The 25603-nt window shown below is 61.5% G+C and carries 26 protein-coding genes and 1 other annotated feature; of the genes, 12 read left to right on the top strand and 14 right to left on the bottom strand.

The genetic code is table 11. The features are described 5' to 3' along the window. The first annotated feature begins 36 nt into the window (after positions 1-36). Together SRB521_RS03500 and SRB521_RS03505 are read left to right on the top strand one after the other, a co-directional pair. Entirely contained in the window at positions 37-393 is a 357-nt protein-coding gene (locus SRB521_RS03500; protein WP_033117471.1) for a DUF4234 domain-containing protein, read from the top strand. Then, complete coding sequence (locus SRB521_RS03505; RefSeq protein ID WP_075705310.1) at positions 383-778, top strand: DUF2752 domain-containing protein; 396 nt, start codon at positions 383-385, stop codon at positions 776-778. The genes SRB521_RS03500 and SRB521_RS03505 overlap by 11 nt, the downstream gene beginning before the upstream one ends. On the opposite strand, the gene SRB521_RS03510 is transcribed toward SRB521_RS03505, so the two are convergent. From SRB521_RS03510 to ilvD, 5 genes are all read right to left on the bottom strand, one after another. Continuing rightward, on the bottom strand, positions 775-1380 hold the full coding sequence (locus tag SRB521_RS03510; RefSeq protein ID WP_075705311.1) for an FMN-dependent NADH-azoreductase: 606 nt from the start codon (positions 1378-1380) through the stop codon (positions 775-777). The two genes, SRB521_RS03505 and SRB521_RS03510, sit on opposite strands and share 4 nt — an antisense overlap. An 88-nt stretch (positions 1381-1468) precedes the next feature. Beyond that, positions 1469-2608: a DUF2812 domain-containing protein gene (locus SRB521_RS03515; RefSeq protein ID WP_116722208.1), complete on the bottom strand. Its 1140-nt coding sequence runs from the start codon at positions 2606-2608 to the stop codon at positions 1469-1471. Continuing rightward, positions 2601-3827 (bottom strand): DUF2812 domain-containing protein, encoded by a 1227-nt coding sequence (locus SRB521_RS03520; protein WP_165366554.1) that lies wholly within the window; start codon positions 3825-3827, stop codon positions 2601-2603. Before SRB521_RS03520 ends, SRB521_RS03515 begins: the two co-directional genes overlap by 8 nt. A 127-nt stretch (positions 3828-3954) precedes the next feature. Beyond that, positions 3955-4278, bottom strand: a complete 324-nt coding sequence (locus SRB521_RS03525) for a PadR family transcriptional regulator (RefSeq protein ID WP_033117466.1) — start codon at positions 4276-4278, stop codon at positions 3955-3957. A gap of 117 nt (positions 4279-4395) precedes the next feature. After that, on the bottom strand, positions 4396-6057 hold the full coding sequence (gene ilvD / locus SRB521_RS03530) for a dihydroxy-acid dehydratase (protein WP_058117092.1): 1662 nt from the start codon (positions 6055-6057) through the stop codon (positions 4396-4398). 116 nt (positions 6058-6173) lie between these two features. On the opposite strand from ilvD, the gene SRB521_RS03535 reads away from it, so the two are divergent. Next, entirely contained in the window at positions 6174-6851 is a 678-nt protein-coding gene (locus SRB521_RS03535) for a FadR/GntR family transcriptional regulator (protein WP_075705315.1), read from the top strand. A 92-nt stretch (positions 6852-6943) separates the two neighbouring features. Then, positions 6944-7702 (top strand): helix-turn-helix domain-containing protein, encoded by a 759-nt coding sequence (locus tag SRB521_RS03540; RefSeq protein ID WP_116722210.1) that lies wholly within the window; start codon positions 6944-6946, stop codon positions 7700-7702. Between the two features lie 135 nt (positions 7703-7837). On the opposite strand, the gene ilvC is transcribed toward SRB521_RS03540, so the two are convergent. The 3 genes from ilvC to ilvB form a co-directional block, all read right to left on the bottom strand. After that, entirely contained in the window at positions 7838-8857 is a 1020-nt protein-coding gene (ilvC, locus tag SRB521_RS03545) for a ketol-acid reductoisomerase (RefSeq protein ID WP_033117462.1), read from the bottom strand. Between the two features lie 155 nt (positions 8858-9012). Next, positions 9013-9573, bottom strand: a complete 561-nt coding sequence (gene ilvN / locus SRB521_RS03550; protein WP_033117461.1) for an acetolactate synthase small subunit — start codon at positions 9571-9573, stop codon at positions 9013-9015. Positions 9574-9587: 14 nt separating this feature from the next. Further along, on the bottom strand, positions 9588-11297 hold the full coding sequence (gene ilvB, locus SRB521_RS03555) for a biosynthetic-type acetolactate synthase large subunit (protein WP_075705317.1): 1710 nt from the start codon (positions 11295-11297) through the stop codon (positions 9588-9590). A gap of 70 nt (positions 11298-11367) precedes the next feature. Next, positions 11368-11616, bottom strand: a binding site (T-box leader). Positions 11617-12090: 474 nt separating this feature from the next. On the opposite strand from ilvB, the gene rsxC reads away from it, so the two are divergent. The 6 genes from rsxC to rnfB are packed head-to-tail and all read left to right on the top strand — an operon-like array spanning position 12091 to position 17186. Further along, entirely contained in the window at positions 12091-13434 is a 1344-nt protein-coding gene (rsxC, locus tag SRB521_RS03560; RefSeq protein ID WP_058117097.1) for an electron transport complex subunit RsxC, read from the top strand. Then, positions 13431-14468, top strand: coding sequence for an RnfABCDGE type electron transport complex subunit D (locus SRB521_RS03565; RefSeq protein WP_058117098.1), 1038 nt, complete (start codon positions 13431-13433; stop codon positions 14466-14468). Before rsxC ends, SRB521_RS03565 begins: the two co-directional genes overlap by 4 nt. Further along, positions 14465-15019, top strand: coding sequence for an RnfABCDGE type electron transport complex subunit G (locus SRB521_RS03570; protein WP_058117099.1), 555 nt, complete (start codon positions 14465-14467; stop codon positions 15017-15019). The genes SRB521_RS03565 and SRB521_RS03570 overlap by 4 nt, the downstream gene beginning before the upstream one ends. 14 nt (positions 15020-15033) lie before the next feature. Continuing rightward, positions 15034-15678 carry an electron transport complex subunit RsxE gene (gene rsxE, locus SRB521_RS03575; RefSeq protein ID WP_116722211.1) on the top strand — a complete coding sequence of 215 codons (645 nt, stop codon included), beginning with the start codon at positions 15034-15036 and terminating at the stop codon, positions 15676-15678. Then, positions 15678-16271: an electron transport complex subunit RsxA gene (rsxA, locus tag SRB521_RS03580; RefSeq protein ID WP_033117456.1), complete on the top strand. Its 594-nt coding sequence runs from the start codon at positions 15678-15680 to the stop codon at positions 16269-16271. The genes rsxE and rsxA overlap by 1 nt, the downstream gene beginning before the upstream one ends. Before the next feature lie 18 nt (positions 16272-16289). After that, positions 16290-17186 (top strand): RnfABCDGE type electron transport complex subunit B, encoded by an 897-nt coding sequence (gene rnfB, locus SRB521_RS03585; protein WP_116722212.1) that lies wholly within the window; start codon positions 16290-16292, stop codon positions 17184-17186. Between the two features lie 231 nt (positions 17187-17417). Here rnfB and SRB521_RS16860 read toward each other — a convergent pair whose 3' ends face one another. Then, positions 17418-17615, bottom strand: a complete 198-nt coding sequence (locus tag SRB521_RS16860) for a helix-turn-helix domain-containing protein (RefSeq protein WP_207215997.1) — start codon at positions 17613-17615, stop codon at positions 17418-17420. 103 nt (positions 17616-17718) lie between these two features. On the opposite strand from SRB521_RS16860, the gene SRB521_RS03595 reads away from it, so the two are divergent. Beyond that, positions 17719-18219, top strand: coding sequence for a hypothetical protein (locus SRB521_RS03595; RefSeq protein WP_116722213.1), 501 nt, complete (start codon positions 17719-17721; stop codon positions 18217-18219). A gap of 439 nt (positions 18220-18658) precedes the next feature. Here the strand turns inward: SRB521_RS03595 and rbr are convergent, their stop codons facing one another. From rbr to SRB521_RS03610, 3 genes are all read right to left on the bottom strand, one after another. Continuing rightward, the gene (rbr, locus tag SRB521_RS03600) at positions 18659-19255 is read right to left on the bottom strand and encodes a rubrerythrin (protein WP_116722214.1); all 597 of its coding nucleotides are present in this window, start codon (positions 19253-19255) and stop codon (positions 18659-18661) included. A 55-nt stretch (positions 19256-19310) separates the two neighbouring features. Next, a complete protein-coding gene (locus SRB521_RS03605) occupies positions 19311-20894 on the bottom strand; it encodes a vWA domain-containing protein (RefSeq protein WP_116722215.1) in 1584 nt (527 codons plus the stop codon). Between the two features lie 186 nt (positions 20895-21080). Then, complete coding sequence (locus SRB521_RS03610; protein WP_058117101.1) at positions 21081-22292, bottom strand: NADP-dependent isocitrate dehydrogenase; 1212 nt, start codon at positions 22290-22292, stop codon at positions 21081-21083. Between the two features lie 138 nt (positions 22293-22430). Between SRB521_RS03610 and SRB521_RS03615 the strand changes: the two genes are divergently transcribed. Further along, the gene (locus tag SRB521_RS03615; RefSeq protein WP_116722216.1) at positions 22431-23426 is read left to right on the top strand and encodes a GH25 family lysozyme; all 996 of its coding nucleotides are present in this window, start codon (positions 22431-22433) and stop codon (positions 23424-23426) included. 41 nt (positions 23427-23467) lie between these two features. On the opposite strand, the gene SRB521_RS03620 is transcribed toward SRB521_RS03615, so the two are convergent. Beyond that, a complete protein-coding gene (locus SRB521_RS03620) occupies positions 23468-24841 on the bottom strand; it encodes an MATE family efflux transporter (RefSeq protein ID WP_116722217.1) in 1374 nt (457 codons plus the stop codon). After that, positions 24838-25431 carry a cytidylate kinase-like family protein gene (locus SRB521_RS03625; protein WP_033117450.1) on the bottom strand — a complete coding sequence of 198 codons (594 nt, stop codon included), beginning with the start codon at positions 25429-25431 and terminating at the stop codon, positions 24838-24840. Before SRB521_RS03625 ends, SRB521_RS03620 begins: the two co-directional genes overlap by 4 nt. Between the last annotated feature and the right edge of the window lie 172 nt (positions 25432-25603).

Raw genomic sequence — 25603 nt, forward strand, 5'->3', positions numbered from 1 at the left:
ACTACGTATAGAGAAAGAGAAAGCGAGGTTACAAACATGAAGTATCGCAGCGTTGGTATGTGTGTGGTGCTCAGCATCATCACCTGTGGGATCTACGGTATCTATTGGTATTACTGCCTGAACGAGGACATCAACGAGGTCACGGGGCGGCCCGGCACCAGCGGCGGCATGGTCATTCTGTTTACACTGCTCAGCTGCGGCATCTACAGCATCTACTGGTGCTACAAGATGGGCGAAAAGCTGGACGCGGCCCGGGCGGAACAGGGTACGCCTACGGGTAGCCTGTCCATCCTGTATCTGGTACTCTCCATTTTCGGGCTGGATATCGTAGCCTGGGCCCTGATGCAGAATGAGGTCAACCACTATACCCCCGGCACCGGCGATGCCTTCTAGAAGAAACGAACTCCTGCGGCGGGCGGGCCTGGTCCTGGGGATCGGGCTCGCCTATGCGCTTTTCTGCGGCCTTACGGGCTGGTACCTGCCATGTCCTTTCCATGCCGTGACCGGACTCTGGTGCCCGGGCTGTGGGGTGTCCCGGATGTGTATGGCTCTGCTACGCCTGGATCTGCCCGCGGCCTGGAGGTGGAACCCGGCCCTGATGGTGCTGACGGTGCCCTTGGGCATACTACTGGCGCGGCTGGCCGGGGCCTATGTACGGCAGGGGCGCACCCGCCCCACCCGGGCGGAGCAGGCCGTCATCTGGGCCATGGCGGCCTTCCTGCTGGTTTTCGGCGTGCTGCGGAACCTACCCGGAATGGAGGCACTGGCGCCCGGTTAAAAGTTGGGCGCCAGCGCCTCCGCCTGCGCCATGGCCCCGGCCAGGAGGGCGGCTTTGTCGTTGCGCACGTCGTCCAGCCCCTCCGCGCAGAGCAGATGGAAGTCGGGGATGCCGTACATGGCGCACAGGGCTTGCAGGTGGCGGGCCCCGGACTCCATCCACGCGGTCTCCGGGAGGGAGAAGTTTCCGCCGCGGGTGGTGATGAGGAGGAGCCGCTTCGCCCGGCAGAGGCCGACGCTGTTCCCGGCGTCGTCATAGCCGAAGGTGAGATTGGTCACAGAGATGCGCTCCAGGTAAATTTTCAGGATGGCGGGATAGGAGAGGTCCCAGAATGGAGCGGCGATGACGATGCGGTCCGCTCCGGCGAACTGCCGGGCGGGGGCAAACATGGGCTCCTCCAGCCGACCGGCGTTCCACAGCGTATCCCGCTCCGCCAGTACCTCGGGGTACTGGGGCTCCAGCCGCTCCTCCATCAGATTGCGCTCCGTCACCCGGTCCCCCGGGTGGCTTTTTTCATATTCCGTGAGAAAATGCCGCGCCAGGGCCAGAGTGCGGGAGCGCGCGCCCCGAACGCAGGCGTTGACAAAAAGCAGTTCAGACATAGCAGATCCCTCCATAGCAGCAAATGCTCCCATATGGGAAGCAAACTCTAGTATACACCGGAATGGGCGTTTCTACCAGAGGGACCGCTCATGTTGACGTCAGCCGCGTCCGCAGGACCTCCCGCAGCGCGGGGGCGGTCCAGTCCACGGCGCCGGAGAGCCGTGACACCGTCTTGCCCTGGCGAAGGAGAAGGATGTGGAAGCCGTCCTCCCCGGTGTAGCTCCAGCTCTCGTCAAAGCCCAACTCCACAGGCGCCAGCGGAAGTTCAGAGGTGCGGCGCAGGGCCAGAGCCGTCCAGCGTGCCAGGGGTTCCAGGCAGGAGAGATAGGAGTCGGTCGCGATGCCCTGACCGGCGTAGTCCAGATAGCTGATATGCTGCAGAAGGGGGGAGCCGGTCTCCTCCAGCCTCCCCAGCACTTCGCCGGGAGGCAGCCCCACATCCTCCGCCATGATGACCGGCCTGGAGCGCAGACTGTCCCGCTCTTCCGGGAAATAGGTGACGGGGTAGCTGGGAGCGGACATGTCCACCAGCCGGAGGACCAACAGCAGTACATAGGCGATGAGCAGCAGAAACTCACCTGTTCCCCGCAGGCGGGCCTGGCGGGCGCTGGGGACGGGCATCTCGCCGCCTGAGCGGACGGCGGCCCGGCAGCGGAGGAAATAGCGCAGCATGGAGCCGAGCTGCCAGAGCACCACCGCCGCGGCCAGGGCGCAGAACAGCGCGGAGAAGGCGCCCTCCGGGCTGGAGAGGAGGAAGAGGGGAAAGCTGTACCAGAAGGCAGGGTCGCCCCCCTCAAGGAGGAGCCACAGGAGGCTCAGCAGCAGGGGAGGGAACAACAGCATGAAGAGAAGGAGCAGCCAGCTCTTCCAGAAGTAGATCCGCTCGAACCGGTCCCGCTCCAGGCCGGGGTCGGTCTGAATGGGGGCGGGGTCCGCGCCGGGCAACGTGCAGAAAACGTTCATGGAGCGCACTGTTTCCACCAGTCCCCAGCCCGCCTCGTGGCAGAGGGCCAGGTAGCTCTCCTGGTTTCGGGCCCTCTCTCCGGAGAGATCCACGCAGTAGCGGATGCCCGGCCGGTCCGCGGGGAGCAGGTAGACCGTCCAGCCCTTCAGGTCGAAGGAGGCGACCCGCCAGCCGGCGCGGGCCTGCTGATTGAGCCAGTCCTCAGCGGCTTTATAGTCCATAGCGAGATAGGGGAAGAGCACCCATCGTTCCGTCTTATGCATGGAATCCCTCCACTCCTTGCGCCTGTTTTACCGGGGCGGACATCCCGACCGGCCGGGCCTCCGGCGCAGGGTCTGGGCTTTTTTCCAGCGCCAGACGGGCCCGGACCATGTCCAGGACCGCCGGATCGGTAAAATCGGTGGGACCCTCCACGGAGGCGACCACGTCTCCTTCCACCAGCAGGAGGGACTGCCAGCCGTCCGGGCCGATGTACAGCCAGGACCGGTCGAAGCCCAGCTCTATCGGCTCCGGATGGATGGGGGTAGCATGAAAATGCAGGGCGTTTTCGCTCTGCTCCTCGGCCAGGAGAGAATCCCGCACCACGTCGGCCAGCCAGTCCCAGCGGCAGAGATAGTAGTCGGTGCGGACGGGAGTATGCGCAAGAAAGGTGAGGGACTGGGCGTGACGGAGCAGGGGGGAGCCCTCCCACAGCAGGTAGCCGCTCCCGGTGTCCTCCGCGCCGCCGCTCAGGTCGCCGGAGCGGACCACAGGGTAGAGGTCCGCCGGATAGACCAAGTCGTTGATACGCCCCGGAGACGGCCAGAAGGTCAGAAGCAGGGACAGGAGTAGCAACAGGGAGGCGAGGGTGGAGCAGAGCATACGCCCACGTGCGGCCCTGCGGGAAGGGACGGGGAGCGGTGCGCCGGACCCCACGGCCCCACGGCAGCGTTTCCGGAAGGCGCCCAGCCAGAGAAAGCTGGCCGTGTCCCACAGCAGGACCAGCAGCAGACAGGGCAGGAGCAGCAGGTGGGGAAGGGAGAGGAAGACCCCCCACCAGTGGATGGGGCGGGCGGCGGTGAAGAGGCCCAGGAGGAGGTTGAAGGCCAGCACAAAGGGGAGATGGAGAAAGTTCCACTGGGCCTGCCGGAGGACCGTCTTCCAATTGACCTCGAAATCCAGGGCGGGGTCTGTCTGGAGGGGGGCGGGGCAGGCGCCGGGAGAGGAGGCGAAAACACGGAAGCCGGCGGACTGGGCGCGGAGCTCCCAGCCAGCGTCGGCGCAGAGGCGGAGATAGCCGGCATCCTCCTCCCCGGCGCGGTTGGCGGGGCACAGCTCCACGCAGTAGGAGAGGTCCCGGCGCTGTGTCCTGCGGAAGCAGGCCAGTCCGCAGTGGAGCCACCGCAGCGCCCAACCCGAGCGGGCCATACGGTCGAGCTCGGCCTCCATGGCCTTCGCGTCGGGGGCCAAGTACCGAAAAAGGCGGAGTTTACTATGTTTCACTTGACGACACCTCCCATTCCAGGGCGGATCAGTAGGACCGCCGGGGCGGGGCTCATCCCCGGGGAGGCCCGCCCCACCCTTCGGGCCTGCGCCGGGCGTCCGGAGCAGACCCGTCTCCATGTCGCGCTCATGCGCCCCCGCCGCCCCGCAGCACGCGCTCCCCGTCCGCGGCCTGGCGCTGGAGGCGGCGCAGCTCTTCCTCCAGGACCCTGCGGCCCTCCTCGGTCAGGCGGTAGTATTTCCGGTTGTCCCGCTCGGCGGAGAGTCGGATGAGGCCGTCCGCCTCAAAACGGGACAGCAGGGCGTACAGGGTGCCCGCCCCGATGATCACCCGTCCGCCGGTGAGCGCAGCGGTGTCCTGCATGATGCCGTACCCGTGGCGCTCCTCTGTAAGGGCGAGAAGGACGTAATACATCTGCTCGGTCAGTGTGTCCAGCTTCTTCCGCGCCACGGAGGGTCACCACCCTTCTGAATATATCGAATATCGCCACTTTCAGTATATGACGATATTCGATATATGTCAATCAAAAATTGGGCGGAGGCTTTGGGCCTCCGCCCGATCAAACGCTTATTCCAGCACAGCGCCCCGCGCCGCGCTGGTGACCTGCTTGGCGTAGCGGTTGAGATAGCCGGTCTTGACCCGGGGCTCGGGACAGACCCATTTGGCCTTTCGGGCATCCAGCACCGCCTCGTCCACCAATACGTCGATCCTGCAGTTGGGAATGTCGATGGTGATAATGTCCCCCTCCTCCACAAAGGCGATGGGACCTCCCAGCGCGGCCTCGGGGGAGACATGGCCGATGGAAGCGCCGCGGGTGGCACCGGAGAAGCGCCCGTCGGTGATGAGGGCCACGCTCTCGCCCAGGCCCATACCACAGATGGCGGAGGTGGGGTTGAGCATTTCGCGCATGCCGGGCCCCCCCTTGGGCCCCTCGTAGCGGATCACCACCACGTCGCCGGCGACGATCCTGCCGGCATAGATGGCGGCGATGGCGTCCTCCTCACAGTCGAAGACCCGGGCGGGGCCGGTGTGGGACATCATGGCCTCGTCCACGGCGGACTGCTTGACCACGCAGCCCTCGGGGGCCAGAGAGCCCTTGAGCACGGCGATGCCGCCATAGGGGGAGTAGGGGTCCTCGATGGGGCGGATGATGGCGTGGTCCAGATTTTCCACGTCCTCCAGATTTTCCGCCACGGTCCTGCCGGTGACGGTCAGCAGGGAGGTGTCCAGCAGTCCCTTTTTGGTCAGCTCCTTCATGACGGCGTAGACGCCGCCCGCCCGGTCCAGGTCCTCGATATAGGTGTCCCCAGCGGGGGCCAGGTGGCAGAGGTTGGGGGTCTTGCGGGAGATCTCATTGGCCATATCAAAAGAGAGCTCGATGCCGCATTCATGGGCGATGGCGGGCAGGTGGAGCATGGAGTTGGTGGAGCAGCCCAGGGCCATGTCCAGGGTCTCGGCGTTGTGGAAGGCGGCCTCAGTGAGGATATCCCGGGGGCGGATGTCCCGCTTTACCAGCTCCATGATCTGCATGCCCGTGTGCTTGGCCAGCCGCAGCCGGGCGGACATGACGGCGGGGATGGTGCCGTTCCCCCGCAGGGCCATGCCGATCCCCTCGGTGAGACAGTTCATGGAGTTGGCGGTGTACATGCCGGAGCAGGAGCCGCAGGTGGGGCAGGCGTTGGTCTCATAGTCCTCCACGCCGGCCTCGTCCAGCTTGCCGGCCTTATAGGCGCCGACGGCCTCGAACATGTGGCTCAGACAGGAGCGGCGGCCGTCCCGGAGACGGCCGGAGAGCATGGGACCGCCGGAGCAGAAGATGGTGGGGAGGTTGAGCCGGGCGGCAGCCATCAGCAGTCCGGGCACGTTCTTGTCGCAGTTGGGGATCATCACCAGGCCGTCGAACTGATGGGCCAGGGCCATGGCTTCGGTGGAGTCTGCGATGAGCTCCCGGGTGACCAGAGAATATTTCATACCGATGTGCCCCATGGCGATGCCGTCGCACACGGCGATGGCGGGGAACTCCACGGGGGTGCCTCCGGCCAGGCGGATGCCCGCCTTCACCGCCTCGGCGATCTTGTCCAGGTTCATATGGCCCGGGACGATCTCGTTCTGGGAGCACACCACGCCGATGAGAGGCCGCTCCAGCTCCTCCCTGGTATAGCCCAGGGCATAGAAGAGGGAGCGGTTGGGGGCGCGCTCCACGCCCTTTGTCACATTGTCGCTGCGCATGGGTGGTTCCTCCTCTTTTTCTGTTTTCTATGTAATAGTTGTATGATCACACTTGCATTGTCTGACAATATATTATAGGATAGAAGAAGAGATGTCAAGTGCGATGAGGTGAGTCTATGGAAAAAAAGAGCCTGTCCCAGCAGACGGCAGAGCGGCTTTATACCATGATCGTGGTGGAGCGGCGGTTTGGGCCGGGGGACAAGCTGCCCAACGAGCTGGAGTGGTCGGCGGAGCTGGGGGTGAGCCGCGCCACGCTGCGGGAGGCGGTGCGTACGCTGGCCGCCCGGGGCGTGCTGGAGGTCCGCAGGGGAAAGGGCACCTTTGTGTCGGGGCGGGTGGAGGAGATTGGAGATTTCGGCTTCTCCGGACTGGATCAGGTCAAGGGCCGGCTCCGGGACCTCTTTGAACTGCGGCGGGTCTTTGAGCCGCAGGTGGCCAGGCTGGCCTGCCGCAGAGCGTCGGAGGGGGAGATGGAGGAGATCCTCCGCCGGGGGGCGGAGGTGGAGCGGTGCATCCGGGCGGGGGAGGACCGCACCCGGGCGGACCGGGAGTTCCACGCCGCCATTGTCCGAAGCACCCACAATGAGTATATGATGCGGCTGATGCCCCTCATCAGCGAGGCGGTGGCGGCCGCCATCACCTCCGGCGGCCACACGGAGCAGCTGGCGGAGGACACCCTGCGGGATCACGCCCTGCTGATGGACTTCCTCCGCAAGCGGGACGAGAGCGGCTGCGAGCACGCCATGGCCATCCATATGCACCACAGTATGGATGTGATGGAGTTGAAAGAGTAGGCGCAAGGCGCTGGGGGAGAAGGACTCTACCGCTGGTCGATTGACACCGGGGGCGGGAGCGGGTACCATGGCGGGGAAGGAGGAGATACTGGATGAACGGCATTGACAAGGAACGATTCGGCGCCTTCCTGGCCGTCCTGAGGAAGGAGAAGGGGCTGACCCAGCGGGCGCTGGCCGAACGGCTGTATGTCTCGGATAAAGCGGTGAGCAAATGGGAGCGGGGGCTGAGCCTGCCCGATGTGGTGCTGCTGACGCCGCTGAGCGAGGCGCTGGGCGTGGGTGTTGCCGAGCTGCTGCGGGGGGAGCGGGCGGAGCGCCCCCTGGAGACGGCGGAGGTGGACGCGCTGGTCAGCGGAGCCCTCCATCTGGGCAGAGAGGAGGAGCTCCGGCTGGACCGGAGGAAAAAGGGGTGGAAGCTGTCCTATCTGCTCTGCGCTCTGGCCGGGCTGGTGGAAACAGGGATGCTGCTGGCCCAGGGCTTTGGGTGGGAGGCGCTGGCGGAGACGGTGGCGCTGGTGGAGGGCCTGAGCCTGCTTTTCGGCGCCTGGCTGTGCTTCTTCGTCCGGGAAAGTTTGCCGGGCTATTACGATGAGAACCGGATCAGTTTTTACGGCGACGGGGTTTTTCGCATGAACTTGGCCGGGCTCCGTCTCAACAACAGCAATTGGCCCCATATTCTGGCGGCCCTGCGGGGGTGGCTGTTGGGCACGGCGGCGGTATTTCCCCTCCTCTGGTGGGGGATATGGACCCTGTGGCCGGGGACCCTGCAGGGCCTGGAAGGGGGCTTGAGCCTTCTGGCCTGCCTGGGGATGTTCCTCCCGGCCTATGTTGTGGGAAAGCGGTACGAGTAAAGGGGCCCCGGCAGAGCGCCTGATCCAATGATGATGCCAAATGAATCCCGGCGCTATCCGCAGCGGCTGGAAGAATGAAAAAATCGCCGTCTCCCGGAGGGGAGACGGCGATTTTGCATGCGTGCGATGGCGGGATCAGTTGGAGGCGGTATCGGGGTCGGCATCGTCGCCCCAGAGCATGTTCTTGCGCAGCTCGGCGCCCACGATCTCCATCTGGTGTTTGGCCAGGTTGGCGCGCTTGGAGTTGAAGAAGGTGCGGCCGTTCTTGTTCTCGGCGATCCACTTGCCGGCGAAGGTGCCGTCCTGGATGTCGTCGAGCACCTTGCGCATGTTCTTCTTGGTCTCCTCGTAGGGCAGGACGCGGGGGCCGGAGACATACTCGCCGTACTCGGCGGTGTCGGAGATGGAGTAGTTCATCATGCCAACGCCGCCCTTGTTGATGAGGTCGATGATGAGCTTCATCTCATGGATGCACTCGAAATAGGCGTTCTCGGGCTCGTAGCCGGCCTCCACCAGGGTCTCGAAGCCGCAGCGCATCAGGTCCACCACGCCGCCGCACAGCACGGCCTGCTCACCGAAGAGGTCGGTCTCGGTCTCATCGTGGAAGGTGGTCTCCATCACACCGGCACGGGCGCCGCCGATCCCGGCGATATAGGCCAGGGCGATCTTCATGGCGTTGCCGGTGGCGTTCTGCTCCACGGCCACCAGGCAGGGGACGCCCTTGCCGTTGACATACTGGCTGCGGACGGTGTGGCCGGGGCCCTTGGGGGCGGCCATGAACACATCCACGCCGGCGGGAGGGACGATCTGCTGGTAGCGGATATTGAAGCCGTGGGCAAAGGCCAGGGCGTTGCCCTCCTCCAGATAGGGGGCGATGTCCTTCTTGTAGACGTCGGCCTGCACCTCGTCGTTGATGAGGATCATGACGATGTCGGCCCACTTGGCGGCCTCGGGCACGGTTTTGACGGTGAGGCCGGCCTTTTCGGCGTTAGCCCAGTTTTTGGAGCCCTGACGGAGTCCCACGCACACGTCGCAGCCGGAATCCTTCAGGTTGAGGGCGTGGGCATGTCCCTGGGAGCCGTAGCCGATGATGGCGATCTTCTTGCCGTTGAGATAGCTGAGCTCACAGTCCTTTTCATAGTACATCTTTGCCATAATAAAACACTCCTTTATCAAGTAGGATGCTGCAATCGGAAGAATGATGATACCTATCATATCACAGCGGCGGGCAAAAGAATGATAACTGTGATACAATCTTAAAAATTCCTTGTACGCCGCGCACCGCGCGATGCGCGGTGGGAAAAGGCGGCTTACAGTGTGGCTTTGCCCAGGTTGAACTCCGCCTTTTCCTTGTTTTCGTCGCTGATGGTGTAGGCGCCCCGCTCCAGGGCCACCATGCCGGTGCGGACCAGCTCCAGGATGCCGAAAGACTCCAGCAGCTTCTGCATGGCGTCGGCCTTGGACTCGTCGCCGATGAGGGCCAGCGTGAGGGAGGCCACCGACACGTCGATGATGGAGGCCCGGAAAATGTTGGCGATCTGGATGACCTCGTTGCGGGTATCGGCGTTTTCAGCCTTCACCTTGAACATCACCAGCTCCCGGCGGATGCTCCGCTCAGGCAGCAGCTCCTGGACCGAGTAGACGGGGAACTGCTTGCGCAGCTGGTTCATGATCTGCTCGATCATGGCGGCGTCGGCCATGACCTCGATGGTAATGCGGGAGACGGTGGGATCGTCGGTGGTGCCCACCGCCAGGGACTCGATGTTATACCCCTTGCGGGAGAAGAGGCGCGACACCTGGGAGAGGACGCCGGCGGCGTTCTCCACCAGGACGGACAGCGTGTGGCGGGTGATGTCGGTGTGTGCTTTCATCCTCTCGACCCTCCTTAATCCAACAGAAAATCGGTGACGGGGGCGCCGCCGGGGACCATGGGGTGGACCATGGCGTCCTTGTCGATGGCGCACTCGATGACCCAGGGCTCCCCCGAGGCCACGGCCTTCTTCAGCGCGGCCTCGAACTCCGCCTGCGTGGCGCAGCGGGCGCCGCCGATCCCATAGGCATTGGCCAGCTTCACAAAGTCGGGGCCCCGGTCCAGGTCGGTCTGGGAATAGCGCTCCCCGTAGATGAGATGCTGCCACTGGCGGACCATGCCCAGCGTCTGGTTGTTGAAGATCACGGTGATGACCGGGATGTGGTAATGCTCCACGGTGGCCAGTTCATGGCAGTTCATGCGGAAACAGCCGTCGCCGGTGCAGAGGACCACGGGCTTGTCGGGATTGCCCATTTTGGCGCCCATGGCGGCCCCCAGCCCGAAGCCCATGGTGCCGAAGCCGCCGGAGGTGATGAGCTGTCCCGGGCGGGAGAAGTGGTAGTACTGGGCCGACCACATCTGATGCTGTCCCACGTCGGTGGTGATGATGGCATCCCCGCCGGTGACGGCCTGGATGGTCTCCAGCACCTCGTGGGGATGGAGGATGTCGTCCTTCTTGAGGGGGACCTCCTTGTGGGAAAAGACCCACTCCTTCCATTCGGGGTAGTCGTGGGGGGGCATGCCCTGGTTGAGGAGCTCCAGCACCCGGCGGGCGTCCCCGATGATGTGGTGATCGGTCTTGACGTTCTTGTCGATCTCGGAGCGGTCGATGTCGATGTGGACGATCTTGGCGTTCCGGGCGAAGGTGGCGGGGTCCAGGGCCACTCGGTCGGAGAAACGGCAGCCGATGGCAATGAGCAGATCGCACTGATCCACGGCGAAATTGGAGGCGTGAGAGCCGTGCATCCCGATCATGCCGGTGAACAGCCGGTGGCTGCCGGGACAGGCGCCGCCGCCCATGATAGTAGAGGTCACCGGGGCGTTCAGCGTCTCGAAAAACTTCCGGAATTCCGGTACGGCGCCCTTGGAGCGGATCACGCCGCCGCCCACCAGCACCAGGGGCTTTTGGGAGGCCGCGATCATATCCAGCAGCTTCTGGATGTCGCCGTGGTCGGGCTCGGGGGTCTTGAGGTCGTGGGAGGCGCGGCGGAGCATGGCGGCCAGGCGGCCGTGTGCGGCGTGCTGCTCTACGGGGAGGGGGCGGTAATCCACCTCTTCATAGGTGACGTTTTTCAGGATATCGATGAGCACCGGGCCCGGGCGGCCGGACCGGGCGATGGCAAAGGCCTCCCGGATGACGTCGGCCAGGTCCTCGGCCCGGCGCACCAGGTAGTTGCACTTGGTGATGGGCATAGTGATCCCGGTGATGTCCACCTCCTGAAAGGAGTCCTTACCGATGAGATTTTCCCCCACATTGACGGTGATGAAGACCACGGGGGAGGAGTCCATATAGGCGGTGGCGATACCGGTGGTAAGGTTGGTGGCCCCGGGGCCGGAGGTGGCGAAGCAGACGCCCACCTTGCCGGTGGAACGGGCGTAGCCGTCGGCCGCGTGGGACGCCCCCTGCTCATGGGCGGTGAGAATGTGGCGGATCTTCTCCTTGTAACCACTGCGCTCAAACTCGTCGTAGATGTTCAGAATGGTGCCGCCGGGATAGCCGAAAACGGTGTCGACTCCCTGCTCCAGCAGGCACTCCATGAGCACCTGAGGGCTTTTCATCTTCATGTGCGCGACCTCCTTTGGTAATATAATGTGGAAAAGCGGGGACCAAACAAAAGAGCATGCCTTGCGTCCCCTATAGGACGAAGGCATGCTCCGTGGTACCACCTAAATTCGCGGGCCGGGGCCCGCGCGCTTTCGACCCCGCTAACGGAGGGGAACCGTCTCGGCCTACTGACCCGGCTATGGACGTTCAGCAGAGCAGCTCACGAGCGACTTTCTACCGGTCCTGCACGGGAGCTCACACCATGGCGGGCCTGTTGTCCGCCGCCGCTCCCTCTCTGGGCTTTCGAGACCGATATACTTACCCGGTCATTGCTGTTTTTGGCGCTATTTGATATTAAACAGCATCATACAACGCCCCCGACCGTTTGTCAACCGGGAAGGAGAAAGGAGGCGGATTTTTTCTGTTTTTCTCAACGAAATGGGAAAGAGAGGAAAATAAATTTTGAAAGGTTGCACAAAAGGGAGGGCCGCCCTGTCCGCCGGGGGGATTGGAAATTTATTTACTCTAATTTTTGCGGTTTTTTTCCGTGGAAACACTGGACATTTTCGATTGGTGGGACTATTATAATAAAGATTTGATTGTACCTATCGCATCTTTGTGATAATGGTAGGGAGTCGAATCCTGGGGAGAGGCAGCCCGGTTCGCCGGACTGCCCCGGTTTCGTGCGTGAGCACGGGGCTGATCGAAAAGGGAGGGCCGCTGAACAAAGGACCGACGCGCCGTTCGGTCCCTTGTTCAGCGGTCCCAAAGACGGTTAAAGAAGAGGTTTGAAGTAATGACAGAGGTGATGCTATGAGTCATAAGTTTTATGGCGGCGTCCACCCCGCCGAGCACAAAGAGGCGACCGAGCGCAAGCCGGTCATCCCGCTGGAAGAGGCTCCGGCCCAGGTGGTAATCCCTATGTCCATGCATGTGGGCGCGCCCTGTAAGCCCATCGTGGCCGTGGGAGACGAGGTCACCGTCGGACAGAAGATCGGCGAGATCGCCGGACTTGGCGCGCCCATCCACGCCAGCGTCTCCGGCAAGGTCGTGGCCGTGGAGCCCCGGCCCCATGCCGGCGGCGGCAAGATGATGTCCGTAGTGATTGAGAACGACTTCAAGGACACCCCCTGCGAGACAATCCGGCACCGGGACAATGTGGATGTGCTCACTCCCCAGGAGATCATCGACATTGTGAAGGAGGCTGGCATCACCGGCATGGGCGGCGCGGGATTCCCCACCCACGTCAAGCTCTCCGGCGCGGTGGGCAAGGTCGACACCATTCTCATCAACGGCGCGGAGTGCGAGCCCTACATCACAGCCGACCACCGGCTCATGCTGGAGCGGGGAGAGGCGGTCCTGGGCGGCGTGAGCTTCATCATGAAGGCGCTGGGCCTCCAGACGGCCACCATCGGCATCGAGGGCAACAAGCTCGACGCCGTGGAGCACCTGAAGAGCCTGCTCCCGGCGGGCAGCGGCATCCAGATCGAAACGCTGAAGACCCGCTATCCCCAGGGCGCTGAGAAACAGCTCATCCAGCGCGTCACCGGGCGGGAGGTGCCTCCCGGCGGCCTGCCGGCCGACGTGGGCTGCACCGTGTTCAACGTGGCCACTGCCTCCGCCATCTATGACGCTGTGACCGAGGGCAAGCCCCTCACCCACCGTAACGTCACCCTGACCGGCGGCGCCATGACCCGGCCCCTCAACGTTTTTGCTCCCATCGGGACCCCGCTGGAGCACCTCGTCAAGATGGCCGGCGGCTTCAAAACGCCGCCCCAGCGCCTGCTGATGGGAGGCCCCATGATGGGAAACCCCCAGTACGACCTCACCGCCTCCATGATGAAGGGCACCAACTGCCTGCTGGCCCTGACGGACGAGGAGGCCGCCGTACAGGACGCCGAGCAGACATGCATCCGCTGCGGCAAGTGCGTCAACGTCTGCCCCATGCACCTCATGCCCCTCTACATGCGCATGTACAGCATGAAGCGGGACTGGGAGAAGGTCCAGGAGTACAATGTGATGGACTGCATGGAGTGCGGTTCCTGCAACTACATCTGTCCCGCCCGCATCCACCTGGTCCAGACCTTCCGGATGGCCAAGTTTGAGATCCGCGGCCTGCAGGCAAAACAGAAAGCAAAGGAGGCGGCGAAGGCATGAACAACGAGACCAAGCTTCTTGGGGTGGCGTCTTCCCCCCACGTCTCCTCTCCCATAGGGACCCGCACCCTGATGCTGGACGTGCTCGTGGCGCTGGTGCCCTCTCTGTGCGTAGCCGTATTCTTCTTCGGCCTCCGGGCCCTCATCGCTACCGCGATCTCCGTGGCGGCCTGTGAGGTCTTCGAGTGGGGATACCGCAAGCTGTTACATAAGACCAACACCAACGGGGACCTGTCCGCCGCCGTCACGGGCGTGCTGCTGGCTTTTGTCTGCCCTGTGACGCTGCCCTACTGGATGCTGATCATCGGCGATTTCTTCGCCATCGTGGTGGTAAAGCAGCTCTTCGGCGGTCTGGGCAAGAACTTTGTGAACCCCGCCCTGGCGGGGCGCGCATTCCTGATGCTCAGCTACCCTGTGGCCATGACCACGTGGGCCGCGCCGGGCCAGCGGGTGGGCCTCCTCTCCGCCGCTGATGCCGTGACCGGCGCCACTCCCCTCTCCGCCGACTTTATGCACCAGGGCCTTCTGCCGGAGGGCGTGAGCCTCCAGAACATGTTCGTCGGCAACATCGGCGGCTGCATGGGCGAGATCTCCGCGCTGCTCCTGCTGTGCGGCGGCGTATATCTGGTCGTCCGCGGCGTGATCCGACTGCGTGTCCCCGTGGCCTTTATCGGCACCGTGGCCGTGCTCACCTTCCTGTTTCCCATGGGCGGCAACGACCGGCTCACCTGGATGCTCTATGAGGTCCTGGGCGGCGGCCTGATGCTGGGCGCCATCTTCATGGCCACCGACTATGTCACCAGCCCCACCACCCCCGTGGGCGAGATCCTCTTCGGCATCGGCTGCGGCCTGCTCACCGTGTTCATCCGCTACTTCGGCGGCTACCCCGAGGGCGTCTCCTATGCCATCCTTATCATGAACGCCTGCGTGTGGCTGCTGGATAAGGTCAAGCCCCCCCGTTTCGGCCTCACCAAGGAAATGAAGGAGAAGCAGAAGGCGGCCAAGAAAGCTGCAAAGGAGGCGTCTGCGTCATGAGTGAGACTGCTGCTGTGACAAAGAAAAAGGAACCCGGTATGGCGCAGCTCGTAATCGTGCTTTTTGCAATCAGTGCCATCACCGCCCTTTTGCTGGGCCTGGTGAATATGATCACCGCGCCCCAAATTGCAATTAACAACCAGAAAAAGACCGACGACGCTATGGCCGCTGTACTGCCTGCGGACAGCTACACCCAGGTGGAGTATACCGGCGGCAACGCTTTGGTCACCGCAGTCTATCAGGCCGGGGATGCGGGTTATGTGGTCCAGGTGGCTCCCTCCGGATTCGGCGGAAATTTGGATATCATGGTGGGCGTGGGAACTGACGGCACCTGTACCGGTGTATCCATCATTTCCCACTCTGAGACCTCTGGCCTGGGTGCTAACGCCACCAAACCCGCCTTCCGCGACCAGTTTGTGGGCAAGAGCGGCACCGTGGCGGTGGAGAAGGACGGTGGAGATATCGTGGCTCTTACCGGCGCCACCATTACCTCCCGTGCGGTGTCGGACGGCGTGACCGCCGCGCTGGAAGCCGCCGGAAGCATGGGTTAAGGAGGTAGGCCGAAATGAATGTGAAACAGCAATTAAAGGAAGGGCTTATCACCCAGAACCCTGTTACTGTCCAGTTGCTGGGCATGTGCTCGGTGCTGGCCATCACCACTACACTCTTTAACGGTATCGGCATGGGCCTGAGTGTGCTGGTGATCCTCACCCTGTCGAATATCTTTATTTCCCTGTTGCGGAATATCATCCCCAGCAAGGTGCGTATTGCCTGCTACATCGTGGTGATCGCAGGCTTCGTTACCATGGTGGATCTGTTCCTGAAGGCATTTGTCCCCGCGCTCTCCGAGTCTCTGGGACTCTTTATCCCGCTGATTGTCGTCAACTGCATCATTCTGGGCCGCGCTGAAGGATTTTCCTCCAAGAATGGCGTGGCAGCCTCCGCGCTGGATGGCGTGTTCCAGGGCCTGGGCTATACTATGGTGCTGGTGATCATGTGTATTATCCGTGAGTTCCTGGGCAACGGTACCTTTGGCGGCGGCATTCTCAATGGCGGAGAGGGCGTCCGTATCCTGCCCGAGAACATCCCCGCACTGGGCATGATCCTCCCCGTGGGCGGTTTCCTGACGCTGGCCTGCGTCATTGCCGCCATGCAGTACTTCCTCAGCAAGCCCAAGAAGACCGAGAAGAAAGAGGAGGTGGCCAAATAATGGAGCTTCTTACCACACTCTTCAGCGTCTCTCTGGGGGCCATCCTGGTCAATAACTTTATTTTTGCCCAGTTCCTGGGCATCTGCCCGTTTATGGGCGTGTCCAAAAAGGTGGACACCGCTCTGGGCATGGGCGTGGCCGTTATCTTTGTCATGGGCGTGGCCTCCGCCGTGTGCTGGCCAATCAATAATTACATTCTGATTCCCAACAAGCTGGTATTCATGCAGACCGTGACCTATATTTTGGTCATAGCCTCCCTGGTACAGTTCGTGGAGATGTTCCTGCAGAAGGCTGTGCCTACTCTGTATCAGGCGCTGGGCGTCTATCTGCCTCTGATCACCACCAACTGCGCCGTGCTGGGTGTGGTGTTGCAGAATACCCAGAACAGCTATGACTTTATCACCAGTGTAGTTTACGGCATCACCGGTGGTATTGGGTTCCTCATTGCTATCGTGCTCTTTGCCAGTGTGCGGGAGCGCCTGGATGTGACGATGGAGTGTCCGAAGGCCTTTGAGGGATTCCCCATCGCCCTGATCACCGCCGGCCTGCTGGCGTTGGCCTTCATGGGCTTCTCCGGCCTGAAAGTTGTTTAAGGGAGGAGGCAAACTGGTATGAATACTGTAATTATGGCCGTTGTGGTCCTGGGCGTTATCGCTGCGATATTTGGACTGATTCTGGCCTATGCCTCCAAGGTGTTTGCCGTGGAGAAGGACCCCCGTGAGGAGGCCATTGCGGGCTGCCTGCCCGGCGCCAACTGCGGCGGCTGCGGCTATGCCGGCTGCGGCGGCTATGCCGCCGCCGTGGTGAAGGGCGAGGCCCCGGTCAACAAATGCGCTGCTGGTGGTGAATCAGTGGCCGCCCAGATCGCTGAGATCATGGGCGTGGCTGCCGGGGACTCCGTGAAGATGGTGGCCCAGGTGCACTGCACCGGCTGCGGCGCCGACAAGCAGAAGTACGCCTATATCGGCGTGCACGACTGCCTGGCCGCCGCCCGCCTGCCCGGCGGCGGCCCCCTGAGCTGTCAGTACGGCTGCTTGGGCATGGGGACCTGCGAGTCTGTCTGCCCCTTCGACGCCATCCATGTGGTGGACGGCGTGGCCAAGGTGGACGAGGACAAGTGCAAGGCCTGTAACCAGTGCGTGGACATCTGCCCCCGCCACATCATCGCCCTGGAGCCCTACAAGACCAAGAAGCACGTCACTATCCCCTGTTCCTCCAAGGACAAGGGCCCTGCCGTCACCAAGGTCTGCTCCAACGGCTGTATCGGCTGCTCCCTGTGTGCCAAGTCCTGCCCCAAGGAAGCCATCACCATGGTGGACAATCTGGCCCACATCGACTACGACAAGTGTATCGGCTGCGGCATCTGTGCCCAGAAGTGCCCCCGCAAGCTGATCACCGTAGACGGCAAGGTGCCTGTGGTGAAGCCCGCGGCGCCCAAGCCGGCGGCCCCGGTCGGCGGCGCTGCCGCAACGGCGCCTGCCGCCCCCAAGGCAGAGACCAAGGAATAAGCTACGTTTACGAAAAGGGCCTGTTGCAAAATACCTTTTAGAAGCCAAAATTGAAAATTGACCTATTAAAAAAGTTCTGGAGAATTGCCGTATCAAGCAATTCTCCAGAACTTTTTGTCATCACGATTTTCTCGGAATTCTATTTTGCAACAGGCCCATTTTTTATTGTATGCCGGAACAGGGTGCGATCCCGCTGTTCTTTTCACACAAGCCAAGGGCCGGGAGGCAGAATCACTTCAAACCGTATCTTTTCAGCTTATATTGCAGCGTCCGACGGGAGATACCCAAATACCGGGTGGTATTTTCCCGGTGACCGTTGTTGAGCTTAAGGGCGGTGATAATTTGTTCCCTCTCGTCGTCAGACGAGCGCAGCTTCGGGGGAGGATGAACTTTTGAGAAACGGTCTGATAGGATGTCTTGATTAAACAAAAGAGGCTAAAAACAGTTGACATATATGGTAAAAGTGCTAAAATAGATAGAGAGGTTGAGCAGGTGAAGAAATGGAAAAACTTTGTGGAGAAAGGAGTTTAACATGAAAGGCATTAAAAAGATTTTGAGCATAACATTGGCTAGCGCGCTGATTTTCGGTGTGTGTGTATTCCCAGCTAGTGCCGTGGAAACAGACACGAGTCAACCCGCAACTGTTACGTTGCAGGGAAGTTTACAGCCCTTTGAGTTCAATCAATGGCAAAGGAGCTATTCCGATTTTTCCTTTGACGCCAGGAGCGCGGAAAAAATGGAGAAGGCATTGACGAGCGCTGCCATCACTGCCGCAACCTCCGCGTTAGGGGCCCTGTTTGGCGGAGGTGCGGGTGCCTCTATCGGCGGAGGTGCGGTAGGTGCATTTATTTCTTCCTATGCCGCCGATGCAGTCTCTGAGTATTATGAAGTATTTGGGAATACCGGATATGGAACTGTGATTGGCGGGCGTTATGGATCAAAAATGAGAATTGCGATATACCTATACTCGGATTCTGCCAGAACAAATTTAGTTTATTCCGACGTGTATGCCACTGATCATTTTCCTGTATGATGGAACTTAAACATGACAGATGAACAAATATAAAAGATTATGGCAGATTTTGGGGCTATTGCTGTTGATACAGACCATCTCCTACATTATGGGGTATGCCGTATCAGAAAAAATTAAACACGGGGCGAACATTTTTTCAAGCGTTGCGTCATTTGCACAGTTGTTTGATTCATCCAATGTATTCGGCCTTTTGGGTTGCTTTTTATCTTCGGCTTTAGTAATTATCCTATTTGGGCATGGAAAGCCCAAAGGAAAATAGGTGGCTGAAAAAGGGCCTGTTGCAAAATACGTTTTAGAGGCCAAAATTGAAAATTGACCTATTAAAAAAGTTCTGGAGAATTGCTTAATACGGCAATTCTTCAGAACTTTTTGTCATCATGTTTTTCTCGGAATTCTATTTTGCAACAGGCCCTTTTTGCGCGCTCGGGTCTATACCCGGTCAGGGCTGAAACGGCGCCATACCCAGGCGGATGAAGAACCCCTGGGGGTGCTTGCAGATGGGACAGGTGGCGGGGGCCAGGGTGGAGTCGATGATCTGTCCGCAGTTGAGGCACATCCACTTGACGCCTGCCTCAGACCGGAAGAGCCCGTCGTTTTCCACCAGATCGGCAAAGCGGCCGAAGCGGTCCCCGTGCGTTTTTTCCACGGCGGCGATCATCTCAAAGGTCTTGCCAATCTCGGCGAAGCCCTCCTCCATGGCAATCTTGGCAAAACCGGCATAGTCGTGCTCCCACTCCTGGTATTCGTTGTGCTGGGCGGCGCGCAGGTGCTCCAGGGTCGTGGGATAGAGGTCGATGGGATAGGCGCCGTCAATGGTGATGTTCTGTCCGGAGAGGGACTGAAGGTAGTTATAAAAGACTTTGGCGTGGGCCCGCTCCTGGTCGGCGGTGAAGAGAAAGACCTGCTCGATGACCTGTAAATTCTGCTTTTTGGCCAGACCAGCGGCAAACGTATAGCGGTTCCGGGCCTGGCTCTCGCCGGCAAAGGCCCGCAGCAGGTTGCGGTGGGTCTCACTCTTTTCAAACGCAATGGACATGTACGCTCACTCCTTGTTTTTTGAAGTAAGCGTATTATGTCCTGGAGGCGGAAAATTAACCCTTTCGTGCCAACTGTTTTACCAGATAGAGAAATTCTTCCTGATACGCGTCGTCCTCCAGTCCTGGAAGCGACTCCAACTGCTCCGCCACGCCGGCATAGGTGGCGCTTCCGGCGTAAGCGGAATCCCGCAGCAGCATGCCGAACTGGGCCACACAGGCGGCAAAGGCGGTGTCCTTTGAGGCCGCGGCCACCTGCGCCTCCTGTCCGACGGGGTACTCCAACAGGGAGCTGTCCGCGCCGTCCGGCGCCTTGTAGCGTATGCTAACCGTCAACCACTCATCGCTGCCGGTGTCTGCAGCGGTTTGGTACTTGAGGTCCGCGCCGGGGACCTCCATAGGGGAGTCGGCGGGCACCAGCTCGTAAAGTGCGGTGACCCGGTGGCCGGCACCGATCTCCCCACCGTCTTTGGCGTCGTCGGCGAAATCCTCCGCGTCCAAAAGGCGGTTCTCATAGCCGATCAGCCGGTAGCCCTTCAAGACGACGGGATTGAATTCCACCTGGAGCTTCACGTCCTTGGCCACGGTAAAGAGGGTACCGCCCATCTCCTCCACCAGTACCCGCTTGGCCTCCAGCGCGCTGTCGATGTAGGAGTAGTTGCCGTCACCGTGGTCGGCCAGCGCCTCCATTTTGTTGTCTTTCAGGTTTCCAGTGCCAAAGCCCATCACCGAGAGAAACACGCCGCTCTCCTTTTTTTCCTCGATGAGCCGGACAAGCTCTCCCTCGCTGGTCACGCCCACGTTCAGGTCCCCGTCGGTGGCCAGGATCACCCGGTTATTGCCGCCGGGGATGAAGTGCTCCTCCGCCAATGCGTAGGCTGTTGTGATCCCGCGGCTTCCGGCGGTGCTTCCGCCGGCGGCCAGATCCTCAATGGCGGCCTGGATGGTCTCCGCCTCGTCGCCGGTGCAGCCGTCCAGCACCACCTGGTCGCTGGAGGCATAGGTGACGATGGAGATCACGTCATCGGGACGCAGGTGCTCGGTCAGCAGAAGAAAGGCCTGCTTAACCAGGGGAAGCTTGTCATAGCGCTCCATAGAGCCGGACACGTCGATGAGAAAAACCAGGTTGGAGCGGGTCATGGCCTCCCAATCCGGCTGCGGCGCCTGGAGCCCCAGCCGCAGAAGGAGGGTGTCGCCGTTCCAGGGGCAGGGGGCGATCTCGGCCGAGACGGAGAAGGGTGCACCGTCCTCCGGCGTGGGGTAGTCGTAGTGGAAATAGTTGATGAGCTCCTCGATGCGCACTGCGTCGGCGGGCACCTCCTGCCCGGAGAGGAGCATCCGGCGGAGGTTGGCGTAGGAGGCGGTGTCCACATCGGCGGCGAAGGTGGACAGCGGGGCGGTTGAGACCGCGTGGAAGCCGTTTTCCGCGAGATAGCGGTACTCCTCGGTGTAAAATTCCGGCAGACCCTCCTGGGCCTCGGCCGGGGCGCCCGCGCTGGCATATACCGCCGAACCCGCGGCAGGCGCGGCCATGTCGGCGGCGGGCGCTGCGCCGCTGGAATTTCCCCCCGCGCCGCAGCCTCCGGCGGCGAGCAGAAGGGCCCCTGTCAGTGCAAGAGACAGATACCGGTGTGCTTTCATGTGAGAGCCTCCATTCCAAATCAGATAACAGCCCGGGCTGCGTGATATATGGATAGACGGAATGGAAAAGAAAAAGTTCCCATTTTTTGATATTTTGATGAAAAGCCGCCGCGCTTCCTCCTCCTTGGCCTGGGGACAAAAATCGGGAGCCGGTTTTCACAAACCGGCTCCCGAACAGAACGTTTCTTATAGACGCCTCTCCAGCTCATCCCGGATGGCCAGAAGGAAGTCCCGGCTGGTCACAGTGACGGCGGGGGTATCACCCTCCCACAGACCGGCCAGATCCTTGGTCATGGTGCCGCCTTCGATGACGGCGATGGAGGCCTGCTCCAGCTTGTCCGCAAAGGCCTGGAGGGCGGCGATGCCGTCCAGCTCGCCCCGTTTCCGCAGAGCCCCGGTCCAGGCGAAGAGGGTGGCGATGGGATTGGTGGAGGTCTCCTTGCCCTGGAGGTGCTGGTAGTAGTGGCGGGTGACGGTGCCGTGGGCGGCCTCGTACTCATACTTCCCGTCGGGGGAGACCAGAACGGAGGTCATCATGGCCAGGGACCCAAAGGCGGTGGAGACCATATCGCTCATCACGTCGCCGTCATAGTTCTTGCAGGCCCAGATGAAACCGCCCTCGCTGCGGATGACCCGCGCCACCGCGTCGTCGATGAGGGTGTAGAAGTATTCGATTCCCAGCTTCTTGAATTTCTTGGCATACTGGGCGTCGTAGATCTCCTGGAAGATGTCCTTGAAGGTGTGGTCGTACTGCTTGGAGATGGTATCCTTGGTGGCGAACCACAGGTCCTGCCTGGTATCCAGGGCGAACTGGAAGCAGGCGTGGGCGAAGGAGGTGATGGAGGCGGCGGTGTTGAACTGCCCCTGGAGCACGCCGGGACCCTGGAAGTCATAGATGGTCTGGCGGTGCTCGGCGCCGTCCGCGCCGGTAAAGAGAAGCTCCGCCTTTCCGGGGCCAGGCACCTTGTACTCGGTGTTCTTGTAGACATCGCCGAAGGCGTGGCGGGCGATGGTGATGGGCTTCTTCCAGTTCTTCACCACCGGAGAGATCCCCTTGACCATGATGGGAGCGCGGAACACGGTGCCGTCCAGAATGGCGCGGATGGTGCCGTTGGGGGATTTCCACATCTGAGAGAGCCGATACTCCTCCACACGCTGGGCGTTGGGGGTGATGGTGGCGCACTTTACCGCCACGCCGTACGCTTTGGTCGCCTCGGCGGAGTCCACCGTCACCTGGTCATGGGTGCGCTCCCGCTCAGGGAGACCCAGATCGAAGTAGACGGTGTTCAGGTCGATATAGGGCGTGAGAAGGAGCTCTTTGATGTCGCTCCACAGGATGCGGGTCATCTCATCCCCGTCCATCTCCACCAGAGGGGTGGTCATTTTGATTTTTTCCATGGTTTTGGACCTCCTTGAGCTGTTTTGATCTGTTTCATTATATGCGGTCGCGGGAAAAAACACAAGAACCCCGGTTCCATTTTCTGCATAGAATCCAAGGGGACGCTGTGTCCCGATTCTGAGGAGAGGTGAAACGGTATGGGCAGACGAATCTGGGCCGCACTGCTGTGCGGCCTTCTGCTATGTGCGCCCGCGCTGGCCATCGGCCCTGTGTCCGGGGAGCAGATGCGGGGCATGGACGTAAGCGTGTATCAGGGGAATGTGGATTTTGCGGATGCGAAAGCGGACGGGATCGAGGCGGTGTATATCCGTGCCGGCTACGGAGAGACCGGGGTGGACGCATATTATCGCCAACACTACGAGGGGGCCTCCGCCGCCGGACTGAAGGTGGGCTTTTATCACTATATGGACGCCGTTACCGAGGAGGGGGCCAGACGGCAGGCCGCGCACTTTGCCGCCCTCATCCGGGATCTTCCGGCGGACTGCCGTCCGGTGATGGACTTTGAGACCTTCGGCGGGATGGACCGGGAGGAGGCCGGGACTGTGGGCCTTGCCTTTCTGGAGGCGGTGGAGGAGACCCTCGGCCAGCGGCCCATGGTGTACTCCGACGCCTATGCCGCCGGATACCGTATGGACGATAGCATGAGCGGCTATCCCCTGTGGGTGGCGGACTACGGGGCGGACGAACCCGATGTGTCCGCCAACTGGACGGCCTGGACCGGCTGGCAGTACACCGACGAGGGACGGGTGAGCGGTGTGTCCGGCCGTGTGGATCTGGACCGCTTTACCGACGGCGTCCTCCTCCGGGAGGAGGAGCGGCCGGTACCGGAGGAGGTCTGGCGCTATCGGGTCCGACCGGGGGACACCCTCTGGGCCCTTGCCCGCCGGTACGGCACCACCGTGGGAGCCATTGCCCGGCTCAATGCTCTGGCCGACCCCAATCTTATCTATGTGGGGGAGGAGCTGAAGCTCCCGGGGCGGGCCCAGGAGAGGACCTATACCGTGCGCGCAGGAGATACCTTGTGGGGCATCTCCCGGCGGTATGGGACCACCGTGGCCGAGCTGGCGGGGCTCAATGGGATCCGGAACCCGGATCTCATCTATCCCGGCCAGGTCCTGCGGCTGCCCGGATGAAATCAGAGGGCCGGCCCCTGAAGAGGGGCCGGCCCTTCGGGTCATTCAGCCGCCGGGTGCTCCAGCGGCTGAATAACGGTGCGGTACATATAGAACATGAAAAAACAGCTCAGGGAGAAAGAGAAGATCTCCGCGAAGGGGAAGGCCAACCAGGTGGCGGCGAGGCCCACGAAATGTCCCAGAAGCCAAGCGGAGGGGAGAATGAGCACCAACTGCCGCAGGACGGAGACGATCAGACTCAGAACGCCGTGGCCCAAAGCCTGACACACGGAGGAGGTGACAATGCCGAAGGCGGCGAAGGGGAAGCTCAGGCTGATGAGCCGCAGGGCGGGAATCCCGATCTCCAGCATATAGTCCGAGGCGTTGAAGATCCCCAGAAGCTGCCGGGGAACGATCCAGAAAAGGGCCACCCCCGCCAGCATGATGCCCAGGGCGTACAGAACGCCCAGCTTGGCGGTGCGGACCATCCGGTCCGGTTTCCGCGCGCCGTAGTTGTAGGCGATGATGGGGACGATGCCGTTATTGAGGCCGAACACCGGCATGAAGATGAAGGACTCCAGCTTGAAGTAGGCGGAAAAGACCGCCACGGCGGTGGAGTTGAAGGCCCCCAGGATCTTGTTCATGCCGAAGGTCATCACCGAGCCGATGGAGGACATGATGATGGACGGCACGCCCACAGCGTAAATCTTCCGAATGATGGCACCCGAGGGGCGGAACCCCCGAAAATTCAGGCTGATCTCCGGGTTGAGCCGCAGATTGCAGTAGAGGCCCAGCAGGGCGCCCACAATCTGGCCCAGCACCGTGGCCCAGGCGGCTCCGGCGATGCCCATCTCGGGGAAGGGACCGAGGCCGAAGATGAGCAGGGGGTCCAGGATCAGATTGATCACCGCGCCGGTGGCCTGGGAGATCATGGTGAAGATGGTCTTGCCGGTGGATTGGAGGAGCCGTTCAAAGCAGATCTGGAACATCATACCCACGCAGACCACCGATACGATGGAGAGATAGGTGGTGCCGTAGCTGATGATGGAGTCCACCTGGGTCTGGAGCGTCATGAAGGTGCGGGAGAAGAAGCCGCCCAGCACGGCGAAGACGGCCCAGGAGCAGAAGGCCAGGAACACGCCGTTGACGGCAGCTTGGTTGGCGGTCTCAAAATTTTTCTCTCCCAAGCTCTTGGAGAGCAGGGCGTTGATGCCCACGCCGGTGCCCACGGCCACTGAGATCATGAGGTTCTGGGCGGGAAAGGCCAGACCCACGGCGGCCAGAGCGTCCTCGCTGATATAGGAGACGAACACGCTGTCCACCACGTTGTAAAAAGCCTGTACCAGCATAGAGATCATCATGGGCAGGGACATGGTGAGGAGGAGGCGGTTGACGGGCATGACGCCCATCTTGTTTTCTTGGGGCTGCTGTGTCACGCGCCGAGCCCCCGTTCCCTGGCCAAAGTCAAAATGAGGTCTACCACGTTGTCCAGTCCGATGGTGCTGCTGACGGCGAGATGATAGTTCTGGGCCTTGCCCCATACCCGGTCGGAGAAGTGCTCGTAGTAGGCCGCGCGGCTCTTGTCGTGCTTGAGGACATAGGAGCGGACATCCGGAGCATCCACATGGTACTCCTCCTTGGCCCGGAAGATGCGCTCGTCCAGCGGCGCGTGGATAAAGACATTGAGCACGTCTTCCTGGTTGCGCAGCACATAGTCGGCGCAGCGTCCCACGATGACGCAGGGCCCCTGGGCGGCCACCTTCCGGATCACATCGGACTCGGCGATGAACACTTGGTCGCTCACCGGCAGGTTTTGTGTGCTCATGTAGAGATTGTAGAGAAAGCTGCTGGTCTTTTTCTGCTCAGCCTGACGGATGAACTCCTCAGAGAGGCCGGTCTCCTTGGCGGCCAGATCGATGACGGCCTTGTCGTAGAAAGGGATGTGCAGGGCCTCAGCCACCCGCTGGGCCACAATGCGCCCGCCGGAGCCGAACTGGCGGCCGATGGTGAGAACGGTATGCGCCATAACTACTACCTCCTTGTCGTAGGACGGAAAGAAAGAATTTTCTAAGAAAAGTATACCATAAGAAAAGAAAAAATACCACGGTCAGGTTCTACACCTGACCGTGGTATTCCGGCGCTGATTTTGGAGGAAAAGCTGTGAGGCCACGGCCCAGAAGCGCTGTCCGTGGCTTCCC

The organism is Intestinimonas butyriciproducens (assembly GCF_004154955.1).
In the GTDB taxonomy this organism is placed as follows: Bacteria; Bacillota; Clostridia; order Oscillospirales; family Oscillospiraceae; genus Intestinimonas; species Intestinimonas butyriciproducens.

What these genes read in the sequence shown, in the direction of transcription:
- SRB521_RS03500 (WP_033117471.1), top strand. Translation starts at nt 37, where the DNA reads ATGAAGTATCGCAGCGTTGGTATGTGTGTGGTGCTCAGCATCATCACC.
- SRB521_RS03505 (WP_075705310.1), top strand. Translation starts at nt 383, where the DNA reads ATGCCTTCTAGAAGAAACGAACTCCTGCGGCGGGCGGGCCTGGTCCTG.
- SRB521_RS03510 (WP_075705311.1), bottom strand. Translation starts at nt 1,380, where the DNA reads ATGTCTGAACTGCTTTTTGTCAACGCCTGCGTTCGGGGCGCGCGCTCC.
- SRB521_RS03515 (WP_116722208.1), bottom strand. Translation starts at nt 2,608, where the DNA reads ATGCATAAGACGGAACGATGGGTGCTCTTCCCCTATCTCGCTATGGAC.
- ilvD (WP_058117092.1), bottom strand. Translation starts at nt 6,057, where the DNA reads ATGCGCAGCGACAATGTGACAAAGGGCGTGGAGCGCGCCCCCAACCGC.
- SRB521_RS03535 (WP_075705315.1), top strand. Translation starts at nt 6,174, where the DNA reads ATGGAAAAAAAGAGCCTGTCCCAGCAGACGGCAGAGCGGCTTTATACC.
- SRB521_RS03540 (WP_116722210.1), top strand. Translation starts at nt 6,944, where the DNA reads ATGAACGGCATTGACAAGGAACGATTCGGCGCCTTCCTGGCCGTCCTG.
- ilvC (WP_033117462.1), bottom strand. Translation starts at nt 8,857, where the DNA reads ATGGCAAAGATGTACTATGAAAAGGACTGTGAGCTCAGCTATCTCAAC.
- ilvN (WP_033117461.1), bottom strand. Translation starts at nt 9,573, where the DNA reads ATGAAAGCACACACCGACATCACCCGCCACACGCTGTCCGTCCTGGTG.
- ilvB (WP_075705317.1), bottom strand. Translation starts at nt 11,297, where the DNA reads ATGAAGATGAAAAGCCCTCAGGTGCTCATGGAGTGCCTGCTGGAGCAG.
- rsxC (WP_058117097.1), top strand. Translation starts at nt 12,091, where the DNA reads ATGAGTCATAAGTTTTATGGCGGCGTCCACCCCGCCGAGCACAAAGAG.
- SRB521_RS03565 (WP_058117098.1), top strand. Translation starts at nt 13,431, where the DNA reads ATGAACAACGAGACCAAGCTTCTTGGGGTGGCGTCTTCCCCCCACGTC.
- SRB521_RS03570 (WP_058117099.1), top strand. Translation starts at nt 14,465, where the DNA reads ATGAGTGAGACTGCTGCTGTGACAAAGAAAAAGGAACCCGGTATGGCG.
- rsxE (WP_116722211.1), top strand. Translation starts at nt 15,034, where the DNA reads ATGAATGTGAAACAGCAATTAAAGGAAGGGCTTATCACCCAGAACCCT.
- rsxA (WP_033117456.1), top strand. Translation starts at nt 15,678, where the DNA reads ATGGAGCTTCTTACCACACTCTTCAGCGTCTCTCTGGGGGCCATCCTG.
- rnfB (WP_116722212.1), top strand. Translation starts at nt 16,290, where the DNA reads ATGAATACTGTAATTATGGCCGTTGTGGTCCTGGGCGTTATCGCTGCG.
- SRB521_RS03595 (WP_116722213.1), top strand. Translation starts at nt 17,719, where the DNA reads ATGAAAGGCATTAAAAAGATTTTGAGCATAACATTGGCTAGCGCGCTG.
- rbr (WP_116722214.1), bottom strand. Translation starts at nt 19,255, where the DNA reads ATGTCCATTGCGTTTGAAAAGAGTGAGACCCACCGCAACCTGCTGCGG.
- SRB521_RS03605 (WP_116722215.1), bottom strand. Translation starts at nt 20,894, where the DNA reads ATGAAAGCACACCGGTATCTGTCTCTTGCACTGACAGGGGCCCTTCTG.
- SRB521_RS03610 (WP_058117101.1), bottom strand. Translation starts at nt 22,292, where the DNA reads ATGGAAAAAATCAAAATGACCACCCCTCTGGTGGAGATGGACGGGGAT.
- SRB521_RS03615 (WP_116722216.1), top strand. Translation starts at nt 22,431, where the DNA reads ATGGGCAGACGAATCTGGGCCGCACTGCTGTGCGGCCTTCTGCTATGT.
- SRB521_RS03625 (WP_033117450.1), bottom strand. Translation starts at nt 25,431, where the DNA reads ATGGCGCATACCGTTCTCACCATCGGCCGCCAGTTCGGCTCCGGCGGG.